General features: G+C 45.7%; 22 protein-coding genes. 10 read left to right on the forward strand and 12 right to left on the reverse strand.

What is annotated here, in order from left to right; genetic code table 11:
* Nucleotides 1-170: 170 nt before the first annotated feature.
* Both L1D22_RS04895 and L1D22_RS04900 read right to left on the reverse strand, forming a co-directional pair.
* The gene (locus L1D22_RS04895; protein ID WP_239828895.1) at nt 171-626 is read right to left on the reverse strand and encodes a hypothetical protein; all 456 of its coding nucleotides are present in this window, start codon (nt 624-626) and stop codon (nt 171-173) included.
* Nucleotides 627-868: 242 nt separating this feature from the next.
* On the reverse strand, nt 869-1,213 hold the full coding sequence (locus L1D22_RS04900) for an SMR family transporter (RefSeq protein ID WP_239828896.1): 345 nt from the start codon (nt 1,211-1,213) through the stop codon (nt 869-871).
* 322 nt (nt 1,214-1,535) lie between these two features.
* Between L1D22_RS04900 and L1D22_RS04905 the strand changes: the two genes are divergently transcribed.
* From L1D22_RS04905 to L1D22_RS04920, 4 genes are all read left to right on the forward strand, one after another.
* On the forward strand, nt 1,536-2,684 hold the full coding sequence (locus L1D22_RS04905; RefSeq protein WP_239828897.1) for an S-(hydroxymethyl)glutathione dehydrogenase/class III alcohol dehydrogenase: 1,149 nt from the start codon (nt 1,536-1,538) through the stop codon (nt 2,682-2,684).
* Nucleotides 2,685-2,851: 167 nt separating this feature from the next.
* Entirely contained in the window at nt 2,852-3,691 is an 840-nt protein-coding gene (gene fghA / locus L1D22_RS04910) for an S-formylglutathione hydrolase (protein ID WP_239828898.1), read from the forward strand.
* A 260-nt stretch (nt 3,692-3,951) separates the two neighbouring features.
* Entirely contained in the window at nt 3,952-4,353 is a 402-nt protein-coding gene (locus L1D22_RS04915) for a hypothetical protein (RefSeq protein WP_239828899.1), read from the forward strand.
* Between the two features lie 187 nt (nt 4,354-4,540).
* Nucleotides 4,541-5,278 (forward strand): NUDIX domain-containing protein, encoded by a 738-nt coding sequence (locus L1D22_RS04920; RefSeq protein WP_239828900.1) that lies wholly within the window; start codon nt 4,541-4,543, stop codon nt 5,276-5,278.
* A gap of 148 nt (nt 5,279-5,426) precedes the next feature.
* Here the strand turns inward: L1D22_RS04920 and L1D22_RS04925 are convergent, their stop codons facing one another.
* Nucleotides 5,427-6,947 carry an aldehyde dehydrogenase family protein gene (locus L1D22_RS04925; RefSeq protein ID WP_171730946.1) on the reverse strand — a complete coding sequence of 507 codons (1,521 nt, stop codon included), beginning with the start codon at nt 6,945-6,947 and terminating at the stop codon, nt 5,427-5,429.
* A 327-nt stretch (nt 6,948-7,274) separates the two neighbouring features.
* Here L1D22_RS04925 and L1D22_RS04930 point away from each other — a divergent pair, with 327 nt between their 5' ends.
* Both L1D22_RS04930 and L1D22_RS04935 read left to right on the forward strand, forming a co-directional pair.
* On the forward strand, nt 7,275-9,062 hold the full coding sequence (locus L1D22_RS04930) for a sigma-54-dependent Fis family transcriptional regulator (RefSeq protein WP_239828901.1): 1,788 nt from the start codon (nt 7,275-7,277) through the stop codon (nt 9,060-9,062).
* Nucleotides 9,063-9,174: 112 nt separating this feature from the next.
* Entirely contained in the window at nt 9,175-10,677 is a 1,503-nt protein-coding gene (locus L1D22_RS04935; protein WP_239828902.1) for a deoxyribodipyrimidine photo-lyase, read from the forward strand.
* Here L1D22_RS04935 and L1D22_RS04940 read toward each other — a convergent pair.
* Nucleotides 10,646-11,497: a LysR family transcriptional regulator gene (locus L1D22_RS04940; RefSeq protein WP_239828903.1), complete on the reverse strand. Its 852-nt coding sequence runs from the start codon at nt 11,495-11,497 to the stop codon at nt 10,646-10,648. The two genes, L1D22_RS04935 and L1D22_RS04940, sit on opposite strands and share 32 nt — an antisense overlap.
* A gap of 98 nt (nt 11,498-11,595) precedes the next feature.
* Between L1D22_RS04940 and L1D22_RS04945 the strand changes: the two genes are divergently transcribed.
* Entirely contained in the window at nt 11,596-12,243 is a 648-nt protein-coding gene (locus L1D22_RS04945; RefSeq protein WP_239828904.1) for a glutathione S-transferase family protein, read from the forward strand.
* Between the two features lie 141 nt (nt 12,244-12,384).
* On the forward strand, nt 12,385-13,827 hold the full coding sequence (locus tag L1D22_RS04950) for an N-acylglucosamine 2-epimerase (RefSeq protein WP_239828905.1): 1,443 nt from the start codon (nt 12,385-12,387) through the stop codon (nt 13,825-13,827).
* Between the two features lie 97 nt (nt 13,828-13,924).
* Here the strand turns inward: L1D22_RS04950 and L1D22_RS04955 are convergent, their stop codons facing one another.
* From L1D22_RS04955 to L1D22_RS04965, 3 genes are all read right to left on the reverse strand, one after another.
* Entirely contained in the window at nt 13,925-15,370 is a 1,446-nt protein-coding gene (locus tag L1D22_RS04955) for a sucrose-6-phosphate hydrolase (RefSeq protein ID WP_239828906.1), read from the reverse strand.
* Nucleotides 15,367-16,326 carry an aminoimidazole riboside kinase gene (locus tag L1D22_RS04960; protein ID WP_239828907.1) on the reverse strand — a complete coding sequence of 320 codons (960 nt, stop codon included), beginning with the start codon at nt 16,324-16,326 and terminating at the stop codon, nt 15,367-15,369. The genes L1D22_RS04955 and L1D22_RS04960 overlap by 4 nt, the downstream gene beginning before the upstream one ends.
* A gap of 195 nt (nt 16,327-16,521) precedes the next feature.
* Nucleotides 16,522-17,961, reverse strand: coding sequence for a sucrose-specific PTS transporter subunit IIBC (locus L1D22_RS04965; protein ID WP_102489883.1), 1,440 nt, complete (start codon nt 17,959-17,961; stop codon nt 16,522-16,524).
* Between the two features lie 234 nt (nt 17,962-18,195).
* Here L1D22_RS04965 and L1D22_RS04970 point away from each other — a divergent pair, with 234 nt between their 5' ends.
* On the forward strand, nt 18,196-19,182 hold the full coding sequence (locus L1D22_RS04970) for a LacI family DNA-binding transcriptional regulator (RefSeq protein ID WP_239828908.1): 987 nt from the start codon (nt 18,196-18,198) through the stop codon (nt 19,180-19,182).
* A gap of 135 nt (nt 19,183-19,317) precedes the next feature.
* Here L1D22_RS04970 and L1D22_RS04975 read toward each other — a convergent pair whose 3' ends face one another.
* The 5 genes from L1D22_RS04975 to L1D22_RS04995 form a co-directional block, all read right to left on the reverse strand.
* Complete coding sequence (locus L1D22_RS04975; RefSeq protein WP_239828909.1) at nt 19,318-20,691, reverse strand: carbohydrate porin; 1,374 nt, start codon at nt 20,689-20,691, stop codon at nt 19,318-19,320.
* A 550-nt stretch (nt 20,692-21,241) separates the two neighbouring features.
* On the reverse strand, nt 21,242-22,138 hold the full coding sequence (locus L1D22_RS04980) for an alpha/beta hydrolase (RefSeq protein ID WP_239828910.1): 897 nt from the start codon (nt 22,136-22,138) through the stop codon (nt 21,242-21,244).
* 14 nt (nt 22,139-22,152) lie between these two features.
* Nucleotides 22,153-24,108, reverse strand: coding sequence for a TonB-dependent receptor (locus tag L1D22_RS04985; RefSeq protein WP_239828911.1), 1,956 nt, complete (start codon nt 24,106-24,108; stop codon nt 22,153-22,155).
* Nucleotides 24,109-24,381: 273 nt separating this feature from the next.
* Nucleotides 24,382-25,320: a LysR family transcriptional regulator gene (locus tag L1D22_RS04990; protein WP_239828912.1), complete on the reverse strand. Its 939-nt coding sequence runs from the start codon at nt 25,318-25,320 to the stop codon at nt 24,382-24,384.
* Between the two features lie 165 nt (nt 25,321-25,485).
* Nucleotides 25,486-25,893, reverse strand: coding sequence for a hypothetical protein (locus tag L1D22_RS04995; RefSeq protein WP_239828913.1), 408 nt, complete (start codon nt 25,891-25,893; stop codon nt 25,486-25,488).
* Nucleotides 25,894-26,134: 241 nt separating this feature from the next.
* On the opposite strand from L1D22_RS04995, the gene L1D22_RS05000 reads away from it, so the two are divergent.
* On the forward strand, nt 26,135-26,836 hold the full coding sequence (locus tag L1D22_RS05000; protein WP_239828914.1) for a flavin reductase: 702 nt from the start codon (nt 26,135-26,137) through the stop codon (nt 26,834-26,836).
* The last annotated feature ends 38 nt before the right edge of the window (nt 26,837-26,874 follow it).

Genomic DNA, 26,874 nt, shown 5'->3' on the forward strand with positions numbered 1-26,874 from the left:
TACTTTCCTATCTTCACTCTGGGAAAGCTTCCAAATCGACTTCTTGGCCCACACAATAATGATACAGAGGAAGTTGGGCTCTGTACGACTTTAACTCAAAATTAGGTATTTTTAAGTTAGGTGAGCATTACTTTTTGACAACATTCTTGCCAGGAGAGACACAGGGTTGTTCAACTATCTTTGATAGTATAATGAATACGCTTCATGCTTTTCACTTTGTGTGGCCAGTTTTTCTTTAAAGCAAAAAATTTTGTATAGAACTCATCAATCAGAGCCTTCTGAACTTCTTTATTATCTTCGCTGTTTTCAAGTTTTTTTAATTGATCAGAGAGCGAAGTTAAAGTTTCGATCTCTTCATCCACTACGATTTTTTTAAAACTCGCATAGTTTGATACATGGGTACTGTAAAGTGATTCGAGATTAGAACCACAATCAATACATTGATATTCACTCCTATTTAACCCTTGATTGGTAATGTAATTGCTCAACCCATCAAGCGACGTATCTAAGTCCTCATAGAACTTTTTGTTCCTTTTATAGGACCCAAGCACCCAACCGATTAGGATTCCGCCAATAGCCCAAGCAGCGTTACTCAAGACTCCCATCAAAAAACCATTCCAATCCATAATAGATACTCATAAATAATGTTAAAATATACAGTATGTTAAATCAGATGCTCGTAGAACACATTATGAATATTGCTTTCGAAAGACGGAACAATGTAAAACTTTTTTCGCGAGCATCGATAGACTGCAGGGGATTAACAAATTTAGCCTAATAGTTAGAAGAAAAGATAATCCAAATTACGATGTTTAATGCTGGCTTTGGTTCTGCTCTGGCTCACTTTGGGGCAAAAACAATCTAGCCCCTAATGACTCACCGACGTCGAAAACAGGTTAATAATTACCACACCTGCCAAAATCAAAGCGATACCGATGACTGCGTAGATATCGAGCTTTTGTCCGTAAACTAGCCAAGACAGTGCTGCGACCAGCACTATCCCTGCCCCACACCAAATCGCATACGCCACACCCAAAGACATGGTTTGCACCGTTAGAGACAATAGATAGAAAGCACAACCGTAGCCAATTAATACTGCGGCAGTGGCGGGTAGAGAAGTAAACTGCTGCGTTTTAGGTAATAGAGAAGTGGCAACAACTTCAAGCACGATGGCGAGTGATAGCATTACAGGAGGTGGGAGAGAAAAAAGCATGTTCAAACCTACAAATAGAAAATAGGCGGCAAGCTTATGCTCTATTTGTTTCCAGCAAATGTCCCTTCTACTTAGCTACGGTTTAGAGTCTCGATAGATTCTCTTAGCAACACCTTTCCTTTCACTAGCCCTTCAAACTCTATCAATTATTACACATGGGTAATAATCATTTTCCATTTGAGGGGATTATCAAAACCTATGACCGCACATATACTAGCCCCAACAAAACGAGAGAGCGGAAACAATTAAGCTCGACTACTCTTAACGAGTTGAACTTAATTGCAAAGTTATCCGCTGTACTGACATATAAAGGAAGCATCCAATGACTATCGAAATCAAACTTGGTCAAACTCATATCCAATCCAAAGCTATGGTTGCTTGGAAAGCGGGCGAGCCACTAAAGCGTGAAACGGTTGACGTTGAACTGCCAAAGGCTGGCGAAGTACTTGTTCGTATCGTTGCTACTGGTGTTTGTCACACTGACGCATTCACTCTTTCAGGTGACGATCCAGAAGGTATCTTCCCTTCTATCCTTGGTCACGAAGGTGGCGGTATCGTTGAAATGGTTGGCGAAGGCGTAACAAGCGTTGAAGTTGGCGACCACGTTATCCCACTTTACACAGCAGAGTGTGGCGAATGTAAATTCTGTAAGTCTGGTAAAACTAACCTTTGCCAAGCGGTTCGCGAAACTCAAGGTAAAGGCCTAATGCCAGATGGCACAAGCCGTTTCTCTATCAACGGTGAGCCAATCTTCCACTACATGGGTTGTTCTACTTTCTCTGAGTACACTGTACTTCCAGAAATCTCACTAGCGAAAGTAGCTAAAGAAGCACCTCTTGAGGAAGTTTGTCTTCTAGGCTGTGGCGTAACCACAGGTATGGGTGCGGTACTGAACACAGCTAAAGTTGAAAAAGGCGACACAGTTGCTGTGTTCGGCCTAGGCGGTATCGGTCTTTCTGCAATCATCGGTGCTCGTATGGCTGGTGCAAGCAAAATCATCGGTGTTGATATCAATGAGAGCAAATTCGAGCTAGCGAAACAACTTGGCGCGACTGACTGCATCAACCCAATGAAATTCGACAAGCCAATTCAAGACGTAATCGTTGAGATGACAGACGGTGGTGTTGATTACTCATTCGAATGTATCGGTAACGTAAACGTGATGCGTCAAGCTCTTGAATGTTGTCACAAAGGTTGGGGCGAATCTGTAATCATCGGTGTTGCAGGCGCAGGTCAAGAGATCTCAACTCGTCCGTTCCAACTAGTAACAGGTCGTGTATGGCGTGGTTCTGCTTTCGGTGGTGTTAAAGGCCGCTCTGAGCTTCCAGAAATCGTAAACCGTTACATGGCGGGTGAGTTTGGTCTTCAAGAGTTCATCACTCACACAATGAGCCTTGACGAAGTAAACGACGCATTCGACCTAATGCACAAAGGTGAATCTATCCGTACTGTGTTACACATGGACAGATAATTCTCCTTGGTCTCGGCACCTAGGTGTCGAGACCACAGTTCTGATTTAAACATCAGAGCGAAACTGTCTTCACCACCTCCTGCCCGGTGGGTGGTGAAACCTTTAGCTTAAGCTATAGAAAATCAAATACATTAATTCCGAAACCATCAACCTACGGAGCACAATAAATGACAATCGAAAACATTAGCCAAGCAAAGGTTGCTGGTGGTTGGCACAAACAATACACCCACTTTTCTGCAACGCTTGACTGCGATATGCGTTTCGCGATTTTCTTGCCACCCAATGCAAGCAAAGAAAACCCAGTTCCTGTTTTATATTGGTTATCAGGCCTAACCTGTACCGATGAAAACTTTATGCAAAAAGCCGGCGCATTTAAAGCTGCGGCTGAGCAAGGCATCGCTATTGTTGCACCAGATACAAGCCCACGTGGTGAGAACGTTGCTGACAATGAAAGCTACGACTTAGGCCAAGGTGCAGGCTTCTACGTGAATGCTACTCAAGCGCCATGGGACAGCCATTACCACATGTACGATTACGTGGTAACAGAGCTTCCTGCACTGATTGAGTCTTTCTTCCCTGTGACATCAGTGAAATCAATTTCTGGTCACAGCATGGGTGGACACGGTGCCCTAACGATTGGTATCAAGAACGAAGATAGCTACCGTTCTATCTCTGCATTTAGCCCAATCAGTAACCCAATGCAATGTCCTTGGGGCCAAAAAGCATTTAACCAATATCTAGGCTTAGATATTGAAGAGTGGAAGCAGTACGACGCCTCTGAGCTTCTAAAAACCAAAGGCACTAAACTGCCAATGTTGGTAGACCAAGGCGAAGCAGACAACTTCCTAATTGAGCAGCTAAAGCCTGAGCAATTGGTGGAAGCGGCTAGGGTAACCAATGCCGATTTAGAGCTACGTATGCAGCCAGGTTACGACCACAGCTACTACTTCATCTCTAGCTTTATTGATGAGCACATTGAGTTCCACGCTGCTTACCTGAACAAGTAATCACCGTTATTTAGCCCACACCTTGCAACCGTAAGGTGTGGTTTTTGTTCCTGTTATTTGCTTACACTCATCAATCCAAACCGAGGGGTGTTAGCAGAAAGTAGTGAACCAAGATTTAAAACAAAAAGTTATGAACAGTGCGTCAATTCGTTCAAATTTCCTAACAGAGTGGTGCCGCCTTCACTTATTCATACTCTTACAATCGACAAATCAAACCTGTTACCATAGCACCTTCAACATCACCTATTTTGAAGGTTGCTATGAAAGCAATTAAGACTCTTTTCTTCCTGATGGTTTTGGCTTGCGGCCTGTTTACGGCTTGGTTGTTTATTCCAATTCCTGCAACGATGGACAAGCAAACGCTTGATGTTCCATTAACGGAACCGTTCAAGCTTGTGGCGTATCGCAGCAACCCAAATGACGCGAGCAAACCATTCACTTATCACTACTACGTGATATCCGATGCCGTTGGTGTCGATGACATGGACCCGTTTTTGATTACGACCGATCAGTTTGTGAAGGTTGGCGACTTCGACGAGAACACATTCAACCTTACGGTTAACGGCAAGATTGAGAGCTACACCAACGATTTGTGGATCAAAAAAACCGACGGCAAGCTTCAACACTGGTATGTCAGCGTTGATGCGAACTACGTTCGTTAGATACGAACTCAAATAACCCCAACTTTAAAACTGCGCTCTGGTTTCCAAGCGCAGTTTTTGTTTCTCGCCTACCACTTTCCCAAGCAATCTCCCTATCACCGGCTTTTCGGGTGTTATAACCTCTATATCTGTTATAAGCTCGCCCTATAAAAGGCTCTCAATAAATCAAAACAATAAAGGATCACCCGTGGAATTTACGCTCGACAAATTTAACGGCATCATCATCGACCCGCTGACTGCGCCACACGATGCCGACTCATTCCACGCTGAGCTCAGCGAAATCACCGAGTTTTCAAAGCAAAATAACAAAGGCATTATTTGGATTAGCTTGCCTATTTCACTGTCGCATCTTATCCCAGTAGCAACTGAACTCGACTTTGTGTTCCACAATTGCCTAGAAGACGAGATTACACTGATCCACAAATCCGAAATCGTCGAGTTTATACCTTTCATCCCAACCCACACCTTGGGAGCTGGAGCTCTGATCACCAACGAACACAACCAAGTGCTGATGATCAAAGAGCACGGTATGACAGGCTACAAATTACCTGGTGGCCACATTGAACTTGGCGAGGGTATTGAAGAGTCTGTGGTTAGAGAAACCTTTGAAGAGACGGGCATAGAAGCTAAGTTCGTTTCAGTGGTTGGCATGGCAACGCGCCACCCATATCAGTTTGGCAAATCGAACCTCTACTTTGTTTGTCACCTTGTCGCTCAGACTCAAGAGATTGCGATTCAAGACACGGATGAAATTGCAGAAGCCAAATGGGTAGATGTAGATGAGTTCATCAACAACGCTGAGAACTACCCGTTCAACCGTCAAATGGTCGCGTCTTTAGTTGGCAAACAAGGATTGGAGCTGACTCAACTAGAAGGCAACTATGGCCCGAACCATAAGCCAGAGGTCTTCTTTTCGAAAAGCTAGAATACTTCAAACATAAAAACGCCCAACTCTAATGAATTGGGCGTTTTGGTTTTACTTTCACTTTTTATTTTTCTTGATCAAGCCGACTGCGTTGTTAGTTATTCTTTGTATCCATGATTCATTCCCATACTTTTAGAACGAACCTGTATTAGAAGAAGCCTAACGGATTAGTATCGTAGCTGATCAGCAGGTTCTTCGTGTTTTGGTAGTGATCGAGCATCATCTTATGTGTCTCACGGCCGATGCCCGACTTCTTGTAACCACCAAACGCCGCGTGTGCTGGGTAAGCGTGGTAGCAGTTCACCCAAATACGCCCCGCTTCAATGTTGCGTCCCATGCGGTACGCGAGGTTTGCATCACGAGTCCAAACGCCAGCGCCCAAGCCATATTCGGTATCGTTGGCAATTTCCAACGCTTCGGCTTCGTCTTTAAAGGTGGTTACTGCGATAACAGGGCCGAAGATCTCCTCTTGGAAGACACGCATCTTGTTGTTGCCTTCGAGCATAGTTGGTTGGATATAGTAACCATTACCCAGATCATCCGGTTGCTGCGCGATTTCCCCACCAGTTAGCACTTTCGCGCCTTCTTGGCGGCCAATCTCTAGGTAGCTTAGAATCTTATCGAACTGCTCTTGAGAGGCTTGTGCGCCAACCTGAGTGTCAGTATCTAATGGGTTACCTTGCTTGATGGTTTGAGCGCGCTCGACAACTTTGGTGATGAACTTGTCGTAGACCGATTCGTGGATCAACACACGCGATGGACAGGTACACACCTCACCTTGGTTAAAGAACGCCAGCAGCATGCCTTCTACACACTTATCTAGGTACTCATCTTCATAATCAAAAATGTCTGGGAAGTAGATGTTTGGAGACTTACCGCCAAGCTCAACGGTTGATGGAATCAAGCTTTCAGCCGCACATTTCAAAATATGGTGGCCGACTTCTGTTGAGCCAGTAAACGCCAATTTAGCCAAGCGGTCACTAGTTGCTAACGCTTGACCTGCTTCGCTACCAAAACCATTCACGATGTTGACCACACCTGCAGGCAGGAGATCCGCTATCTTCTCCATCATCACCAAAATCGATGTTGGTGTTTGCTCAGCTGGCTTCATCACCACACAACAGCCTGCTGCCAGTGCGGGGGCCAATTTCCAAGCCGCCATTAAAATCGGGAAATTCCAAGGAATGATCTGCCCTACTACGCCAATTGGCTCTGGGAAGTGGTAGCTTGCAGTGTTTGAATCGAGCTCGGCTGCGCTGCCTTCTTGCGCTCGAATACAACCCGCAAAGTAACGGAAGTGATCGACAACCAACGGAATGTCTGCCGCCAGAGTTTCACGAACTGGTTTGCCGTTTTCCCACGTTTCAGCGACTGCGATCTCTTCTAGGTTCGCTTCAATGCGGTCAGCAATTTTAAGTAGGATGTTCGAACGCTCTGTCACACTGGTCGCAGCCCAACTCGCACGAGCTGCATGCGCCGCATCGAGTGCTAAGCTAATGTCCGCCTCGGTTGAGCGCGCCACTTGGCAATACACCTGACCATTCACGGGAGACGTATTATCAAAATACTCGCCGCTGACAGGCTTCACCCACTCGCCACCAATAAAATTATCGTATTGGGCTTTAAAGTTCACTACTGCGTTGTCACTACCCGGCTGTGCGTAAATCATAATTAGATCCTTCTTAGATGTGTTGTTCGTTATTGAGCGAGAGCTGTCTTATTTTTGTGGCTACTTCTCTTGAGAAAAGAACTCATGACAAGACGCCTATGTTTATGCTTTCTGTTTAAAACACTGATAATTCGTGTTTTCTTCACAACAAGAACAACGCAAATCACACGCCACAACCTTAAAACTTGTTGTTAATAAATTGTAAAACTATGATTACCAAACATTTACAATCCAAAGTGAGTTGGCATTGAACGGCCGTATGGAAACCAATCCAGTGTTCAACTGTTCCAATTTGGTACACTCTCACTGTTACGACATGGAACAGTCATGCACCTTCAACAAGCAAACACCTCAGATTGGCTTTCGTCCTCTTGGCACCGCAGCACCGAAGCGGGGCTGAAACAGAGACGTCTTCCCGAAGATATTCGCCTGCCACAATCAATTCTCAAGCAGCGACGTCATCAATCATCGAGCTTGATTCAAATCGTCGAGCGCAATGCACTGCCTCTGTTTAACCAGATGTTTGCACGTACCGACAGTCGTTTGATCTTGACCGACATTGAAGGGGTGATTCTGGCTAGTTGGGGACAAGAGAGATTCAAGGAAAAGCTGACTTCGATTGCACTCAGCTCTGGAGCGTGTTGGCAGGAACAACTCAAAGGGACCAACGCCATTGGCACGGCGATCGTGGAAGCTAAACCTGTAACCATCATTGGTGAGCAGCACTTCATCCACCAGCATCGATTTATCAGTTGTTCAGCAAGCCCAGTGTTTGATCATCAAGGGCAAATGGTTGGCGTATTGGACATTACCAGTGAGCAGCAGCAACACGATAGTTCGGTGCAACTGCTCGTTCAAAACATGGTTCAGCTTGTTGAGAATCAGTTATTGAGCCATATACCACAAGGCACGACTCGCATTGATCTCGCATGTGAGAAATCGCTACTTCATAGTGGTTGGCAAGGGATTGTGATAGCCAATGAAGCAGGTGAGGTAGTCGCGCATAATCAGGTCGCTTCACAACTTTTAGATCAAACCTCGATCGTCGGTGAGAGTATCGACACCCTCTTCAACCGAACTTCAATAGATGCGCCCTTTGTGTTTGAAAAACAGCACCTAAAACGCCCAACAGCCAAGCGCACACGCTCTATTTCAGCGTCGTGTGATTTACACCATGGTGAACAACAGATAGAGCACGCTTGGCAACAGGCCAATAAGGTTCTCGATAAAGGCATTAGCCTATTAATCCTTGGTGAAACAGGTGTCGGAAAGGGCGAGTTTGTTAAGGCGTTACACAAGCAAAGCCAGCTTAAATCGTCGCCCTTAGTCGCAGTGAATTGTGGTGCACTACCGAAAGATCTTATCGAATCTGAACTGTTTGGCTACGCACCGGGGGCTTTTACTGGCGCGAGCCACAAAGGATTCCAAGGCAAGATCCGCCAAGCAGATAAGGGAATTCTGTTTCTAGATGAGATCGCCGACATGCCATTAGAGGCTCAATGTCGATTGCTGCATGTTCTGCAAGACAAATCCGTGGTGCCTGTAGGTTCCAATCAGAGCTATCAAGTCGATTGTCAGATCATCGCCGCAACACATAAAAACCTTGAGCAGCTAGTCGCAACTGGTGAGTTTCGACAAGATTTGTACTATCGCCTAAATGGCTTGGCGTTTACCTTACCAAGCCTGCAACAGAGACAAGATAAACACGCTTTAATCGAAAACATTCACCGTAAATACGCTGAAGATGAGCAAACAATCTGCCCGCATTTGATGGGGTTGCTATGCGCCTATTCATGGCCGGGTAATATCCGCGAGTTAGACAACCTACTTAAAGTCGCCACTTTACTGGCAAACGACGAACCACAACTCACACTCGAGCATGTGCCCAGCCATCTAGCTCAACACCTCACGTCGTTAGCGCATGATAATCACCACCAATCGACAACCTCTAATGCCATAAAAGGTACAGCGAGTAACGATTTAAGAAGCACCGTTGAAGAAACCTTGTTGCAAACTTATCAAGCCAACCAAGGCAACATCAGTAAGACGTCACGCATACTTGGTATCAGCCGTAATACGATTTATCGAAAACTAAAAAGCTTAGGCATTCTCTAATAATGAAAACAGGAGATCATAACCTGCCCTTTCATTATCGAAAATAAAACTCACTTCCAGTGAGACGTTTTGCCCTCTGATTCGTAATGCTTGAAAACGAAAGAGGGCTCAGATGCAAACAATCAACATAGTGTGGCTAAAGCGTGATTTAAGACTCACCGACCACGCACCTTTACAACACGCTTTATCAGGTCAACACCCAACGATATTGCTCTACATTTTCGAACCAATGCTGCTAAACAATGCCCACTATTCTGAGCGACATTGGCGGTTTGTTTGGCAGTCGCTGCAATGCATGAACCAGTCGCTGAAAGAGTATGGACATCAGGTCTCAATACTTCATGGCAGTGCGGTGGACTGCTTCGAAGTGATCCAATCTCGTTACCACATTAAAAACGTCTTCTCTCATCAAGAGATAGGATTAAATTGCACTTTTGAGCGTGACAGAGAACTCTCTGCTTGGTTTACAGATCACAACATCCCATGGCAAGAGTTCGCACAAGGCGCTGTCGTAAGAGGGTCGAAAGACAGAATCGGTTGGGACAAGCACTGGAACAATGTCATGCGTGCTCCCATAGAAGAAAATCAGTTAACGACAGAATCACTACATACCCTTGATGCACAGGAGCTTAAATTCGCAATCGAGCCTCCACCAGCTTGGTTAACCAAAGTTAAAGGCATACAAACGGGTGGAAGCGCACTGGCATGGGCAACATTAAATGACTTCTTTGAGCGCCGTGGTCGCGATTACTATCGCAGCATCTCAAGCCCAGAAGCTTCACGACATGCCTGTACACGTCTATCCCCATATTTGGCTTGGGGCAATATATCGCTGCGTGAGGTTTATCAACACCTGTTGGGGCACTGGCAAGTCGCAGGGTTTCGTCGCAGCTTGATTGCGCTCTCATCAAGGCTTCACTGGCACTGTCATTTCATGCAGAAGTTTGAATCGGAATGCGCGATGGAATATCGCTGTATCAATCACGCCTACGAAGCACTCTTGCAAAAAGAGACGGTAAAAGATCCGACACATCTTCAGGCATGGAAGATGGGGATGACAGGTGTGCCATTGGTCGATGCCTGTATGCGCTGCCTGCATCATACGGGGTACATTAATTTCCGCATGCGCTCAATGCTGGTGAGCTTTCTCACTCACCATATGAACATGGACTGGCGTGATGGTGTCACACACTTAGCGCAACTGTTCCTCGATTTTGAACCCGGCATTCATTACCCACAGTTTCAAATGCAAGCTGGGGTAACGGGCATCAACACCATCCGAATTTACAACCCAACAAAGCAAGCCCTAGAACACGATTCCGATGGGGACTTCATCCGAAAATGGGTACCCGAACTTTCAGACATACCCACTCCACTTCTGTTTGAGCCGTGGAAGATGACGCCTATGGAAATGATGATGCATGAGCTTGAACCAGATTCCCCTTACTTTAATCCGCTCGTCGATCTCGAAGTTAGCGCCAAGGAAGCACGAGTGCGTTTATGGTCGTGGCGAAAGCTAACGGAAGTGAAACAAGAACGAAGTCGTATTTTGGCTCGACATGTCAGGCCGTCGAAAAAGAAGCCTAATCAGAGTCCAACTCGACAAGTTGATTGAGCACCTCTTTGTCTAACACTGGATGATGCTTGCTTGCGAGGATCAAAACAATATCCACCGAAGGCAGTGGTGGCATGTCATCGAGGATTTTCAAATCCGGAGTCACACTGAGCTTGCCCATCGCACCGATCGCTAATCCTGCTTTTACGATTGCCCGCTGCGCTGAAGCCGTATTGCTACAAGCCAACAGTTGATAAGGCGTACCCTGCTTGGTTAAGCCATTCACGGCCGCGGCGTGGTACTTACAATCGGTTTGGAACAGAGCTAATGGCACAGGCTTGGAATCATCAAACGTATAATCAGGGCTGCTTATCCAAACGCCCACATCATGAGTGAGCCAGTATCCCTCTTCACTGTCAGGCGCTCGGGTGACAATCGCGGCATCAAGCCTGCCATCATCTAACCATTCTCTTAGGGTAATGCTTGGTAAGCTGAACACTTGAATGGAACACGTAGGTTCTGCCTTCTGCAACAGGCGAATCACTTTCGGCAAAATAGTGTCGTTATAATCTTCAGGGCAACCCAACCTCAGAGGCTGCTTGTCTTCATAACGCTTTACTTGTTTAAGCGCAGTATTATGGAGTGCGACCAACTGCTCCGCATGAGAACGCAGCGCCAAGCCCGCCTCAGTAAGCACTAAGTTACGACCTTCTTTTTGAAAAAGAGTCACGTTAAGCTCTTCTTCTAACTTACGCATCTGCGCACTGAATGCTGACTGGGTGCGATTAATCTGTTTCGCGGCACGAGTGAAACTGCTGGTTTCCACGAACGCGAGAAAGCCTCGCAAAGCATCAATATCCATATTGAAATCACCACCCATCGTTTTTATTAATGTCTGTCATCAAAATTATCCGTTAGTGCGCCGCAATACAATCCCCTAAGCTCAAATGCATACCCACCAAACGCAAGGAAGCATCTATGCAGCTTTATATCGCAAACCAGAACTACTCAACTTGGTCACTTCGCGCATGGCTCATATTCGACCATTACAACCTCGACGCAGAGATTGTTAAGCTCAAGCTGTTCACCTCAGATTTTTACGACACGTTAGCGAAAGTGACACCGACAGCCAAAGTCCCGACCCTAGTTGATGGTGATGTTGCGGTGTGGGATTCATTGGCGATTCTCGAATATGTTAACGATGCCTATCTGGACGGTGCGGCATGGCCAACTTCCGTCGCAGAGCGCGCTCTCGCCCGCGCAATCTCGGCAGAAATGCACTCTGGTTTTTTCAACATCAGAAATGAGTTACCAATGAACTGCCGAGCCAAAAGAAAGCTCACGCTGAGTGATGGTGCACTGAAAGACATCGCTCGCATCGACGCAATATGGTCTGCACAAATGGAACAATACCCAGAGGGATGGTTGTTCGGTGAATGGTCGATCGCCGATGCGATGTTTGCACCTGTGGCGCTACGCGTCGAAACCTATGGCATCCAGCTTTCGGAAAAAGCCCAGCAGTATCAACAACGCGTGCTCAACAGCCTATCAATACAAAAATGGCTAGCAGAGGCGAGCTTAGAAACTGATGTGGTTGAAGAAGACGAGGCGGGAGAGCCTGTGTAAAACACCGCTCCCTTTCAAGGCTCACGACTCTGTGAGCCTTTCTATAAACCACAATAATGTAGTCGATTGTGATCACCGAATCACAATGTGCAGACCTGATTGTTTATATTCAACTAAATTCAAATTATTAAGATAAACATCATGTTACGAGCAACCATCGCATTACTCAGCGTGACCAGTTTCGCTGTATCTGCCAATGTCATCCTTCCCTCTGGAGAAGACTGGATCAATCATGCTTCTGAAGGGCTTGCACCTTATTGGATGATGTCGAGTGCTCAAGGAGAACCGATAGGTAACTTCCCCACTTTCCGCTGTGATGATGGAACATTGCTTGATGTGACCAATGTTTGTCCTGAATTAGACCGAGGCTGGATCACGCCGCACTTTGGCAAAGAGTTCACACGGATGAAGTCACGTCAAACTTATGCCTATGGCGTGCTCTACCACCTGACTGGCGATAAGCAGGCATTAGCGCTCGCTAAGCAAGGGGCTTACTACCTCATTGAACACCTAGAAGATCAGCAGAATGGCGGCTTCATCAGCTTCACTAGAGACGGCAAAGCAGGATTGGAGTGGCAACAACGGACGGCTCAAGATCAGGCGTATGCACTGGTTGGATTGGCGATGTACTACTATCTCACCCAAGACAAACAGGTAGAGGAAACGCTCATTGCCCAACAAGCTTTTATCTTTGATAAATATCGACTTAACGACAACAGAGGCCTAGCGTGGGTGCTTGCCGATGGTGAAGATGGCAAAGCCACACGACGTGAATTGGTCGCGCAACTTGATCAGATTAACGGTTACATGCTGTTAGTTGCTCCTCTACTGAAAGAGCCTGCCAAATCAAAATGGCTTGATGATCTTAATTGGCTCACACAAGCCATGATTAATAACTACCACTCTGATGGTGAACAACGCTTCTACGGGGCTATTCACGATAAAGCAGCGATGATGCCCAATGCCAATCACAACGATTTTGGACACACCATCAAGGCCTATTGGATGACTTACCTGACAGGCCAAACATTGAAGAATTCTGAATGGTCGCAGTTTGGCATCAAAGGGATGAAACACACTTTAGAGCAAGCTCAATACCAAAAAGAGTTTGTGAGCGTATCTCAATACTTTGGCGAAGAACTTCAACAAGCGTGGCAAGGACAAGAGATTACGGGCTGGCAAAGCAGACCAAACACAAATTGGGCTTCATCATGGGAGTGGGCAGAGCTCGACCAAGCCGCAATGACGGTATCGCTAGTCGATGGTTCAATGAAAGAAGTTCTGCAATACACGCTACCGACGTTTCATGATGTGTGGGTTGATCACCAGTACGGTGGTGTAGGGCTTGAACCTAAGCGCACCAAGGCTTTTCATTGGGGCAATGGCTACCATCAGTTTGAGCATGCGTTGATTGGCTATTTATATGCTCGACAAAAGGAAGGTAAACCCGCTGTACTTCACTACGCAAGGCCAACCAACAACGAGATGCCAATGGAACCGTATTACTATCAAGGCGATGTGCTTAAGCTGGAGATCACTGGAGATGGCACGCAGGCAGTCAGCTTCAATAACATTCGACCTTAGCGTGAGTTGTTTGCTCTGAATGAGCTTTGGGTGCGAGGAATATGCCCAAACAAAAGCCGCTGTTGATCAGCGGCTATTTTGATGGAGTGAACTGAGCTTAGTCGTCCAACCCTTTAATTGGGCTCATCGAGTGATAAACGGCCTCCACATCACCGGCAATCGACAACAACTTCAAATCATCGATGAAGAAACGGCTGGTCATTGTGTGCTTACCACCATTGATAAAGATTTCGATCACTGACTTATCGACATAAACTTCGATGGTTTGCTTGGTACTCAACCTCGGTGCTTTTCTCACTGAGCCAAACTCTTCCGCGTAGAGTTGAGACATCTTACTGCGATCAAGCATGAACTCCGATTCCGTGGCGCTGAACACGATGTTATCGCCCGCAGCGTTAGCAAGCGTTAACTCAAACTCGTCCGTTTCCGTTTCAAGCTGAACCATGAAGCTGGTTGTATCCAGTTCAACAAAGCTCTCAACCGCAACGGCTTCGCCTTGTAACGCTTTCAATTCAGGTAAAGCCGATTGCACCAGATAACCATCTTGGATGTGAAGCTCGCGTGGTAGCGACAACATGCCCGCCCACTGATGCTCATTAGATGGTGTATCAATCTCAGGCAGACCAATCCAAGCAATCAGAATGCGGCGACCTTTATCATCTAAGTAAGTCTGTGGTGCATAGAAATCGAAGCCATAATCTGGCTGCGCAATATCTTGATGGTTTTCCAGTTCTACCGAATCTAGATTTAAGCGGTCACCGACAATATAAGCCACCGAATAGATGTTTTTGAAATCGTATGGGTTTTCGCTAGACACACCTTGTGGAGAAAACAACATCACCGACTGATTCTCTATTTCAAAGAAATCTGGGCATTCCCACATATAGCCAAGGTTGTTGTAACGAGTTTGAATTGGGCCTTTGTGCTGCCAACCCATCAGATCTCGGCTGCGATATAGCGCCATTGAGCCAGTCTCTTGAGGCGTTTGAGCACCGACAACCATCAGGTAATCGTCGCCCTGTTTCCACACTTTTGGGTCGCGGAAATGTTCCGTGTAGTGATCGTTTTCGATAACCACGCCGTGCTTCTCTATTTTGCCGTCAGCAGACATCTTCGCAAAACACTGAGTTGGGACTCGTTCCCAGTTTTCATCACGCTTGTTACCCGTAAAGAATAACAATGCATTGTCATTTTCAACCAATGCTCCACCAGAGTAAACACCGTGAGAATCGTAATCTTGGTCTGGGTGCAGGCCAATGCCGTGGTCTTCAAAATGAACGAAGTCTGTGGTAGAAAGGTGGTACCAGTACTTCATACCATGGACTGGGCCAACTGGCGTCCATTGGTAAAATAGATGGTGCTCACCATTAAAGAAACACAGGCCATTCGGATCATTGAGCAGACCAAATTTAGGCGCAATATGGTAGCTCGGATAGCCAGCGTCTTGTTTACGAAGCTTTGTCATAGCATCAATGCTGTCTTGGGAAATCTCTTCTATACGACGATATCTTTGCTCTACCGTCCAGTTCGAGTTCAAACTCATACACTCTCCTCGACGACATTCGTATTTGAAGCGTCTTTTTGAGTAAACTGAGTGAGCGCCTCTTGCGTTGGAAGTGCGGTCATCGCACCTTTTTGCGTGGTTGCCAGTGCACCGCAACCATTCGCCCACTGGATTGCAGAATCAACGACTTGTTGATTATTCCACTCTTCATGTTGAGAAAGCTTTGCCAACAAACCGCCAACAAAAGCATCGCCTGCACCCGTGGTATCCACTGGCGTCACTGAGCGACCTGAAATCAACACTCCTTGGTTTTCAAATACTCGCCAAACGCCTTTCGCGCCCTGCGTAACCAGAACAAGCGTGTTGTTAAGATCTGCAATATGAGCCAAGCCTTGTTCCATCGACGTTGAATCGGTTAAGAAATCCAGTTCTTCTTCTGAGAATTTAACCACATCAGCCAATTCAACCGCTTTCATGACCACAGCCTTAATTTCAGATGGGTTTTGCCACACTTCATCACGAAGGTTGGGATCGAAGCTGATGTAACCGCCCGCGGCTTTCATGCGTCGGATGGCTTCAAAGGTACTGCTTCGGCTTGGTTCATTAGCCAAAGAGATTGAGCAGACGTGTAGCCACTCGTTTTTCTTAAATTCGGGAATGTCTTCAACAGACATAAATTGGTCGGCACTTGGCTTAACCATAAACGTAAAACTGCGCTCGCCTTGGTCATCAAGATCAACCACCACGGTTGATGTGCGTTGTTCAGGGTCCTTCACCAAACGCTCGGTATTCACACCTTCCTTTTGCAGAGTCACTTCCATAAAAGTGCCAAACGGGTCGTTACCCACTCGGCCGAAAAATGCGCTTTTGCCTAAAAGGCGAGAAATCGCTACCGCGACATTGGCAGGCGCACCGCCCGGACATTTCAATAATGTCGCGTCAGTCTCCGGAATGAGGTCGACGACGGCGTCTCCAGTTACCCAAACTTGATTCATCTTTCTTACCTTAAAACTCAAAATCATGACAACCGAAAGCGATGGCAATCGAAAGCAGTAGCAACCAAAAGCAAGGTGACACTTCACGCTGTCATGTAAAAATATAAAAAGGCTAGCTAAGCCAAATCACCTAGCTAGCACCCCAAAGCTTAGGAAATGAAGTGAAAAGGGGGGCTTCACTTCTAGGGAGAAACGTTAAGCTGTTGCTTTAATGTTTTGCTTGCTGCTCTCACGCAGACCTAAAACAACGGTCAGTGCAAAAGCAGTCACGAACGCGATAATCATACCTACCACGTAGTAGCCAATTTTTTCTGGTGATATTGAGATGATGCCAGGAATACCCGCGGCACCCAGTGCTTGTGCTTTCACATTGAACATGGTGATAAATGCGCTTGAAACCGCAGCTGCACAAACCGCAGCAATGAATGGGTAGCGAAGCTTCAAGTTCACACCGAACATTGCAGGCTCAGTAATACCAAGCAAACCGGTCACACCAGAAGGAATCGCGATACCTTTCATTTTCTTATCTTTACTCATGAAACCAACCGCCAGTGCCGCTGCACCTTGAGACACGTTAGACATCGCGGCGATAGGGAAGATGAACGTACCGCCAGTCGTTGCTATATCCGCAAGCAGCTGAGTTTCAATAGCAATAAAGCTATGGTGCATACCAGTAATAACGAACGGCGCATAAATCAAACCAAACACCGCACCACCAATAAAGCCAGCGCTGTTGTATAGCCAGTTAAGACCATCACCCAGTAGGAAGCCGATATCACGTGTAAATGGACCCACAACCGTGAATGTCAGTAAGCCAGTCACGAAAATGGCCAGTAGCGGCGTTAACAAGTTATCCAGAACCGAAGGAATAACTTTACGTAGGCCAAGCTCAACTTTCGCTAGAATAAACGCAGAAACAAGAACGGGCAGTACTGAACCTTGATAACCCACTTTCTCGATTTCGAAGCCTAGAATGTTCCAAACTGGAATGCTGCCCGACACTGATGCGCCACCGAAGCCCCAGCCGTTAAGCAAGTCTGGGTGAACCATCAACATACCTAAAGCCGCACCAAGGTATGGGTTACCACCAAACTTCTTACTCGCTGAAAATGCTAATAAAATAGGTAAGTACACAAAAGGGGCATTAGCAAATGTATTGATCATGTTTGCTAAGTCGGTCAAACCCGGATTAGCGTCAATTAAAGATTTGCCATCAATGAACAAGCCTTGAGCCGTCAATAGATTGTAGATACCCATCAACAAACCACCAGCAACAATTGCCGGAATGATTGGTACAAAGATATCAGACAGACCTTTCACCGCGCGTTGCAGAATATTTTGGTTATCAGCACCTGCAGACGCCACATCGTTGGTCGACATTTCCGTCATTTCAGTCAGCTTAGCCAACTCGGCATAAACTTGGTTTACGATGCCTGAGCCAAAGATGATCTGATATTGACCTGCTACTTTAAACTGGCCCTTAACCCCTTCTAGGTTATCAATCGCCTGTTCATCAATTTTATCTTGGTCTGCAACCGCAAGACGCAGACGAGTCGCACAGTGTGCGAGTGCGGTGATATTACTTTTACCACCTAATAGAGAAAGCAGCTCTTTTGCTATTTTTGGATAATTCATTACATACCCCATTGGATTATCATTTGAGCTTTTGAATTTTCGGGAACGTTTGCAAAACAAATTTTTGCCTAGAAATAACAAATGATCAAAGATAACGGCTCAATACTGTGAGAATGATCTTCAAATTATCTCCCTAGGATAAGAAGACAGGGTTAAAATCTCCCAATAACAGGTAAATTTGATGCTCTGTTTGCAAACAATCCCAAAACTAAAATTACAATTGGATAATGAATAATGGCTAGTCTTCATGATGTCGCTCGTCTCGCTGGAGTTTCCAAGTCGACGGTCTCAAGAGTAATCAACGATGAGTATGGCGTAAAAGACGCAACCAAGGTGAAGGTACGTAAAGCGGTTGAAGAATGTGGCTATCTCCCAAACCAAGTCGCTAAAGACTTAAAGTCTCAAAAAACCAACCTGGTTGGCGTGATTGTTCCTAGGGTTTCTTCCCACGCCACCTCTCAGGGTGTCGATGGTTTAACCGCCGTCTTAGAGCAAGCGGGCAAGCATGTTTTATTAGCGAGCACACACCAAACACACCATAAAGAACTTGAATATATTCAGATATTTAACCAAAAACGCGTTGAAGGTATCATCCTGTACGCGACCCACCTCGACAACAAATTAGTCAAAGCGATTCAAAGATCTGCTGTGCCGGTGGTATTGGTGGGTCAAGACGGGTCAATGTTTAACATCCCAAGCATTGTGCACGACGACACTCGCGTAGGGTTTGAAGCGGGCAACCGCCTCATAGCGAAAGGTTGTAATCATATGGGATTCATCGGCGTGCAAGGCGATGATATTGCGGTTGATAAGATGAGATCGGAAGGCTTCGCTCAATCGCTTCAATTTAACGACCTCACACTGCAATTTCACGCCCGTGGCGACTTCACCATAGAGTCAGGTTACCAACTGGCTAAACAGTCTCTAAGAGAGCACACCAAGCTCGATGGCCTGTTCTGCGCAACTGACCGTATCGCAATCGGTGCGATCAGAGCCATTCAGGAAGCTGGACTCATTCCAGGAAAGGATGTCTTGGTACTCGGCGTGGGTGATGATGAACTCGCTTCAGTATGCACACCAACGCTGTCTACGTTTAACTATGCGTTTGATAAAGCGGGAGAAAATGGAGCCAAGCTGCTGCTCGACCGTATTGAGAAAAAAGGCTTTGAAATGAGTAAGATGGTGTTGACCTTCACCACTATTGACCGAGAGTCTTGCTAGCAATTTATTTCAGAGATCAGGTTATCCCAAGATAAAAAAATGCCAACCTTCGAGTTGAAACGATAAGGTTGGCATTTGATGATGCGACTATCACATCATGATTAACACTCTCTATCTAAACGATATATCAGGTAATTAGAACCAAGTTTCCATTTGCAGTGCAAACAGAACCTCGCCGCCCTCTCCCATCGTTGCAGCATCTGCCTCAGTGCTGATCGAGTAACCATTCAGGTCTTCACTCCAATCCACATAGCTCACAGCGAAACGCAGTTCTGGTCGGTCAAAGAAACCAGTGCTAGTTGAAAGCTTCAGTGTTGGTGCCACTGTCGCTTTGTAGAAACCGCCGCTCGCTTGCTCTGTCGAGTTGTCTAAATCCATGTATTGCAATGAACCTTCGTAAACCATCTCAAAGTTCTCTGTGAACTCTTGAGCCAATCGAACGTTTAAAGAAGCCCATGTGAACTCGTCATTCTTCTTCAAACGGTCTTGGCTATGCTCTGCCATTAATGCAGGCGCTAAGCGCCAGTTGTCGCCAATGCGAGTGACACCGTAGCTAAACAGGCGAACGGCTTTCGCGTCATCCAGTAGATCACCATTTGAACCGATGCCTTTTAGCTCTGCGCCTAGGCCGCTACCCACTAACATACCCGTTTTAGAGAAGCCTTCGCTCAGACCAAAGAAGTTGTCTCCATGGTACGCAAACATGGCGTGTACACCGCTTTCAGCTGCGCCATTTAAGCGGCTATCGTTGTCTGCTGAGGTCATGCCACTCAACATCACTTGCCATTGGCCAATGCGGTTATTCATGGTTGCAATGTAGTTTTCTACATCTGTTGATGAGCTATCAATTTCGCCAAAATCTCGGCCATAAATTGAGAAATTCGCTTTCCAGTTATCGCTCATCTGAACATCGTAAACGCCCGCACCAGTACCTGATAAGAAGACAATATCCGAATCGAAAAAGTGAATATCAAAGTTGTCGCGATCGAATCGTTTACCCGCCCAAAACGTTGCTTGAGAAAACGCTTCAGATTCAGAGAACATGCTCAAGCGGTTCAGTTCTGAATACACTTGTCGTACATTCAACTGGCTTTCACTGGCTGTCCATTCGTTATTTGTTTCAGTACTGTCGGCTAACATGATACGAAACAAGGCACTAGAGCCATCATCCGCAAAACGCTTATGAATCAAGTTCGCTTCAACGTAATGATCATCTTCCACACCAAGTCGTCCAATAGGCGCACCAATCGCACCCGCCGCTGTCATGTAAGGACCAGTACCTGTCGCGCCGTTTAGGTCGTCGTTGATCAATAACCCAGAGCGTGCATAGCCGTGAAACTCAAACGAAGAAGCCTTTTCATTGGCTTCGGTAGAAACCTGCTCCGTTTGTGCAACTCTTTGTTCTAATTCATTAATACGTTGCTCTAATGCTGCAACGTCTTCACTTGCTAATACCGATGTAGTCATTAGCCCCATTGTTACAGCAACCGCTAAAGTGTGTAGTTTCATTCTTATGTTCTCACGTTAATTGTTTTGGATTATTTGCAAACGTTCCCAAAATAATTCGTAAGCGCATTTCGGCTTATACTTTTGATGTACAAGCTCTATATCGAAGAAGAAATAGAAATCAGTCGTGTTGATTACTTCACTTTTGTATCTGGGTGGATGATAGATCGATATTTTCGGGAACGTTACCGAAAATGCATAATTCTGATAACTTTGTCACAAGTGAAATTGATTAATGGGCGAAAAATAGTGTCTCGCGCACATTGAAAGCTTTAGCAAGGTAGTCGATAGACTTCAGTGAATAGCGCACAAAACGTGACACCGCACGCAATAGCAACCCACTTTAACTGATGGATAGCTCCATTATCGAAAGTGAGGGCGGTTTTGTTCGATCTCATAAATGACGACGGAATGGTAAAAGCGAAGATGAGAATGAACTCACATGGTCATAAAAACGACCAATAAAAAGCTAAATTGAACGGGAGTGCTCAACTTAGCTTTAAATGGCTCAATGAATGCTTTCTAGCGCGTGATAACGCCAGAGTGTTAGAGGTTATTTGATTGGATAATGTCGCTCTAAGAACGCAATCACATGGGGTACGTACTTATCGGTATCAAATATCGGAGCACTATGGCCAACACCTTCCTCGATAAATAGCTGATTCTCAATGCCGTATTTGTCCAAAACATCTTTGAGGATCTGGCTTTGCGCTAAAGGCACTCGCTTATCCAGTGTTCCATGGAACTGAATGTAAGGCGGAGCATCACTGTTTATATAGCTGGTCGTTGAAGCTTGTGTCGCGAGCTCTGGCACTTCACTTGGAATATCACCTAAGAAGCGAGACACCGACGATTTCTTGCTAGTCGGTCTGTTACCTTTATTGCCAAGCTCCAGCAGATCCGTTGGGCCAAAAAAGCTCACCACACCTGCAACTTGGTAATTTGGTTTCGAGTAAAAGCTAATATCTCCGTAGGTATTGCTCGCACCCACTAATCCCGCTAAATGACCACCAGCAGAACGCCCCATCATTACCAAGCTGTCAGCAGCAAGGTTGTACTTACTCGCATTGTCATGGAGGTAGTTAATGGCATCATTAATGTCTTCGACAGGTTTCGGGAAAGTCGCTTCGCCGCTTAAACGATAATCGACCGAAGCCAACGCATAGCCTTCACTTAACACAGAGTTAAGTAACAGCGGGTTTTTGGTTGGAATATCGTCTTTAGTACCACGCTTCCATGCCCCACCATGAACCCAAACGAGCAACGGGTATTTTCCGTCAGTGTTCGCTTGTGTTGTAGGAAGGTAGAGATCAAGCTTGATCTCTCGCGTTTCGACAGTCTTAAACAAGATGTCTTTTTCTACTGTGTAGACCGCATTAGCATTAGCATTAGCATTAGCAGCCGATAATCCAACGAATGAGAGCAGTAGTAATTTTGTTGTTTTTTTCATTACGAACCTCTTATCTAGAATGACGCTTCTGCCGCTAACCAGTAACGACGACCGTCTTCAACGTAACCAAATTCTTCGTAGTCCGTTTGCTCGTCAAATAGGTTGTAGATACCCGCCATCAGTTTCAGGTTCTTTTGTACATGCCAGTTTGCACCTAGATCGACATAAGTGACTGATGGTGCTTCATACTGTGTTCTTGAACTCGTTGTTGTCGGTTCAGACTCTTTGCCTCGGTATGTCACGCGCATCCAAGATTGAATATCATCACGCATTTGCCAATCTGCATTAGCAGTAATCAAATGCTCAGGAATTTGCGTTAGCGGCTTACCTTCATCTTCACCAGATTGCTTCTCAGTGTGAGTATAGGTGTAGGTTGAGCCTACCGAAATCGTTTCGGTAATGCCTTTGTTGATCGAATACTCTGCGCCGTAAGTAATCGCATCTTCAATGTTCACGTACGTTGAATCACAACCGCGTCGACCACAGTTCGTGCTTAGCTCTTTCTTGTCAATCTTGTCTTTGAAGTCACTGTAGAAAACGGTGATGTTCGAGCTTAAATCGGCATCGCCAACAAAGTACACACCCATTTCACTGTTTACCGAGGTCTCGGCTTTTAGGTCAGGATTTCCGTACACAGAACAATCGCCACCACAGCTTTCTTGTGCCCAGCCCGCTTCCATCTCGGTTAAACCCGGAGCTCGATAGCCCGTAGAAACGCCGCCTTTCACTGTCCAATATGAATCGACACTCCAAACACCATAAACGCGAGGGCTTAGGTGAGAATCGAACACATCATTTTGATCAAATCGTAATCCTGTTGTTAGCGCAAAAGAGTCGGTGATGTACCACTCGTCTTCCGCAAACAGAGACCATTGGTTGTTTTTAAATACGTAATCTTCGCCTGAATCTGTCAGTTCTTGACGCGTATAGTTGAAGCCAATCGTCAGGTAGTGTGCCTCAAGTACAGGCATAGACCATTGTGAGTTCAGAGTCAGGTTTTCAACTTCCATTTCTCCGCCTTCATTCTCAACCGTTTCATTGTTGATGTATGAAGTGCCCGATCCCCAGTCGTAACTGCCTGAGTGAGACAAGCCCAATGATTGACGATTATTCACACGCTCAGAATCTGAGGTTTTCGATTTGCCATCCGTCGTCACACGTTCTTGATCGTGATAGGTGTAATCAAACGAGAAGGTGTCGTCATCTGTCGGCGTCAAATGAAGCGCGCCACGGTAGCTCTCTAATGTTTTGCCACCATACCCGTAAAGAATCTCATCTTCTTTACGCTCTTGATATAAGCCAGAGAAAGAAGCACTCAACAGACCATCAATAAGGGGGCCCGCTAGATGCACTTGGCTTTGGTATGAATTACCCGAATCTGAATTCTCTTGCAGCGTAGTTTCACCGCGCACACTGCCATGCCACTCTTGGTAATCTTTACGAGTGATAATGTTGATCACACCACCGATCGCGTCTGAGCCGTAAAGCGTCGACATCGGGCCACGTACGACTTCAACTCGCTCAATCGCACTTAGAGGTGGTAGCCAATCTTGTTCAAAGCCACCACTGCTGTTTTGTTGTGTTTCACGGCCAGATTGCTTGCGTCCATCGACTAAGATCGCCGTGTATTCTGCAGGCATACCACGTATTGAAATGTCTTGGCTCGAACCACCACCAGTCACGATCACACCGGGTACATCACGCAGCGCGTCTGTCAGATCTTTATACGATCGGTTTTCCAACTGCTCACGAGTAATCACGCTGATCGATGCCGGCGCTTCGGTGACAACCTGCTCATAACCCGCCGCTGTCACAACCATGGTTTCCATTGTCGTAACTTCTGTCGTTGAGGCTTGAGAATCAACTTGGTTTGCTTGTTCGTTAGCAAAGCCCATTACAGGGAATACAAAACACGCAGCAGCTATAGATTTAGAAAGGGGGGAACGAGTAAACGTTTGAATAGTGTTCATCTTGGCTCTACTTAAATTGAGATTGCATTTAATAATCATTCTCAATTAAAGCAGCGTAAATCATTCGCTTCAAGCATATTGCTATCGCCAAAATAGAATATCGCTATCCGTCAGACGGATAATCACCTTTAACTTATGCTTGATATGAAACTGATGATGTAGCGAATAACGCCCCTCAAATCACTCACATTGCGGCGTTTTCTTAATTAAAATTCAGTTATCTTTAGAGTGTCTATCTTTTAAGAGTGCCTACTTTTTAAGAACAAGTGCCTGCTAGGAGTATGTATCTTTGCCTACATAGAGATCTTTGAAGATTTCACGCACCCATTCACACATCGGGTCATCATGAAATCGCTTGTGCCAATACAAGTAAACTTCTTGAAAGCTCAAGTGGAGTTCCTCTGGCACTTCTCTGGTGATCAGACGGGGATCATGACACGCAGCTTCCGCAAAAGGCGTTGGAAGGTGGAAGATGATGTCGGTTTCAGCAGCAATACTTGGCGCCGAGCTGAAGTTGCTCAACTGCACTGGCGCAGACAAACGCTGCTTCTTGTTGGCTAAACCAAGTTCTTGGTATTTGTGTTCAAAAGAAAGTCTTTTCTCACCTTGCAGTGATACTTGACCAAAATCGTATTCAGCTAGCTTCTGTGGCGTCAGCTCTTCATTGGCCAATGGGTGCTCTCGGCTCATCAACAAACGGAACGTTCGCTTCGCCACTGTCATACGATAGATATTTTGCTCGGCAGAAGGTGGTTGGTGCGAGGACAATGCAAAATGCACATCACCCGCCACTAAAGCTTCAAAGTGACGCTTCGGCGCAGAATCTAAACTCACGATCATGTTCGGCGCTTCTTTGCGGATCTTAGCGATCACCTTCGGCATCAAGGTGTTAATTTGAGGTAGCAAACCATAGAACTTGACCGTGCTATCAACCTTACTTGGGTCGAACGACTGCTTATGAACCAGCTTTTCGAGGTTAGTAATAACGGTGTTGATATCGTCTTTGATCGACTCTGCTTTTGGGGTCAGCTCATAGCCATATTTCTTACGTACTAACAGTTCATCATCAAAGAAGATACGCATTTTCTGCAAAGTACGGCTTACCGAAGACTGGCTCATGTTCAGAGACATAGCAGTATTGGAAACGTGTTTTTCTTCGAGTAAGTGCTTAAGTACGAAAAGAAGATTGAGGTCTATCTGAGAGAGGTTCATGAGCGTGCCGCTAAAATGTTAAGAGCATCGTTAAGACGTTACACAATGCTCAAAACCGCGGCACTGCATATCAATGTTTAGAGTGAAAGTATGAATCCAACAGTCAGCCATCGATCTCTAAAGCTCAGCTGGAGTGAGCTTTAGAAGGATGAAATATTGAATGTGCTACTTTCTTTTACCCTGTTCAACTAGCTTCTCATTCCATGCCGTATTACCGTCACGTTTCGAGACATCGTACTCTGCACAGAACTGGGATATGGTCATGTTGTTGTCGCCAGTCGCTAATTTCAGTGCCAGCTGAACTTGTTGAAGCTTGCTTTGCAGACGCAGGATCTGACCAGCATTTGGGCTTTTCTCTTTGGCATACTTTAAGGCTGCATGTTTACGCTCTGCCGCGCCAGCTCTACGATCCGCTTCTGATAACAGATACTTTAGTTGCGCGACACTCTTGCCCTTCTTAAAAGCAGGATCAAGCAACTCAACGCAGTCATCAAAAGATGGATCTATAACGTAGGGATCAACTTTATGAGCTTGTTGGCGCATCCACTCTAGTGCGAGTTCTTCATCTGACATATTCGAATCTTTACCAAAGAAATAGCCGTATATGGTATCGCTCAATAGCAAACCGCTGCAACAAAAAATTAAGCTACAGTGTCACATTTAATTTCAAGAAAATTGCAATTTTTTAAAAGACTCCTCTTTTCACTATCACTTACTCAAACCAAATGATCGGAATAAAGTGATACTTCGTAGATATGTCATGGTTCAGTTTGTGAACAAGTCGCCGAAAACAACAGTCATAAGAAGAGAAGATATGAAAGAAATGACCCTTTCAAGGCAAGATATCCAAGCAATGGATCAACGTGAGCGCGCTCGTTTAATTAACTCCTTATCGGGGTTCAAAAGCGCCAACCTTATTGGAACCTGTGATAAACAAGGGCTAGAAAATCTTGCTGTGGTAAGTTCTGTGGTTCATCTAGGGTCAAATCCCCCCTTGTTTGGCTTCATCGTCCGACCTGCAGAAAGTCGTCGTCATACATTAGAGAACATCCTGGAAACTAAACACTTCACTATCAACAGCATCGGTGCGGGCTTTGTTCAAAAAGCCCATCAAACTTCCGCTCGTTATCCCAAATCAATCTCAGAGTTTAACGCAGTCGGTCTCACGCCCTATTACGATAATGCGTTCCCTGCTCCGTTTGTCTTGGAAAGTTCTCTGAAAATAGGCTTAGCTTTCAAAGAACAAATCACAATTGAAAGTAACCAAACTCAAATGTTGATTGGTGAAGTTGTTACAATTCACGCGCCAAAGCGTGCTGTGATGCCGGACGGCTACTTAGACTTAGAAGCGTTGGATTTAGTCACAATTTCAGGGTTAGACAGTTATCATGTTACGCAGAGGCTACATCGTTTAAGCTATGCCAAACCAAATCGGTCACTATTTCCACTGACCCACGAAGGTAACCCAACCTCATGGGAGGCTTTCGAACACAATCTCACTCATTTTGTTCGGTAATTTACTGATAAAGGTGCTAACTTTCCCAACTTAACTCT

The organism is Vibrio sp. Isolate34 (assembly GCF_022397915.1).
Lineage (GTDB): Bacteria > Pseudomonadota > Gammaproteobacteria > Enterobacterales > Vibrionaceae > Vibrio.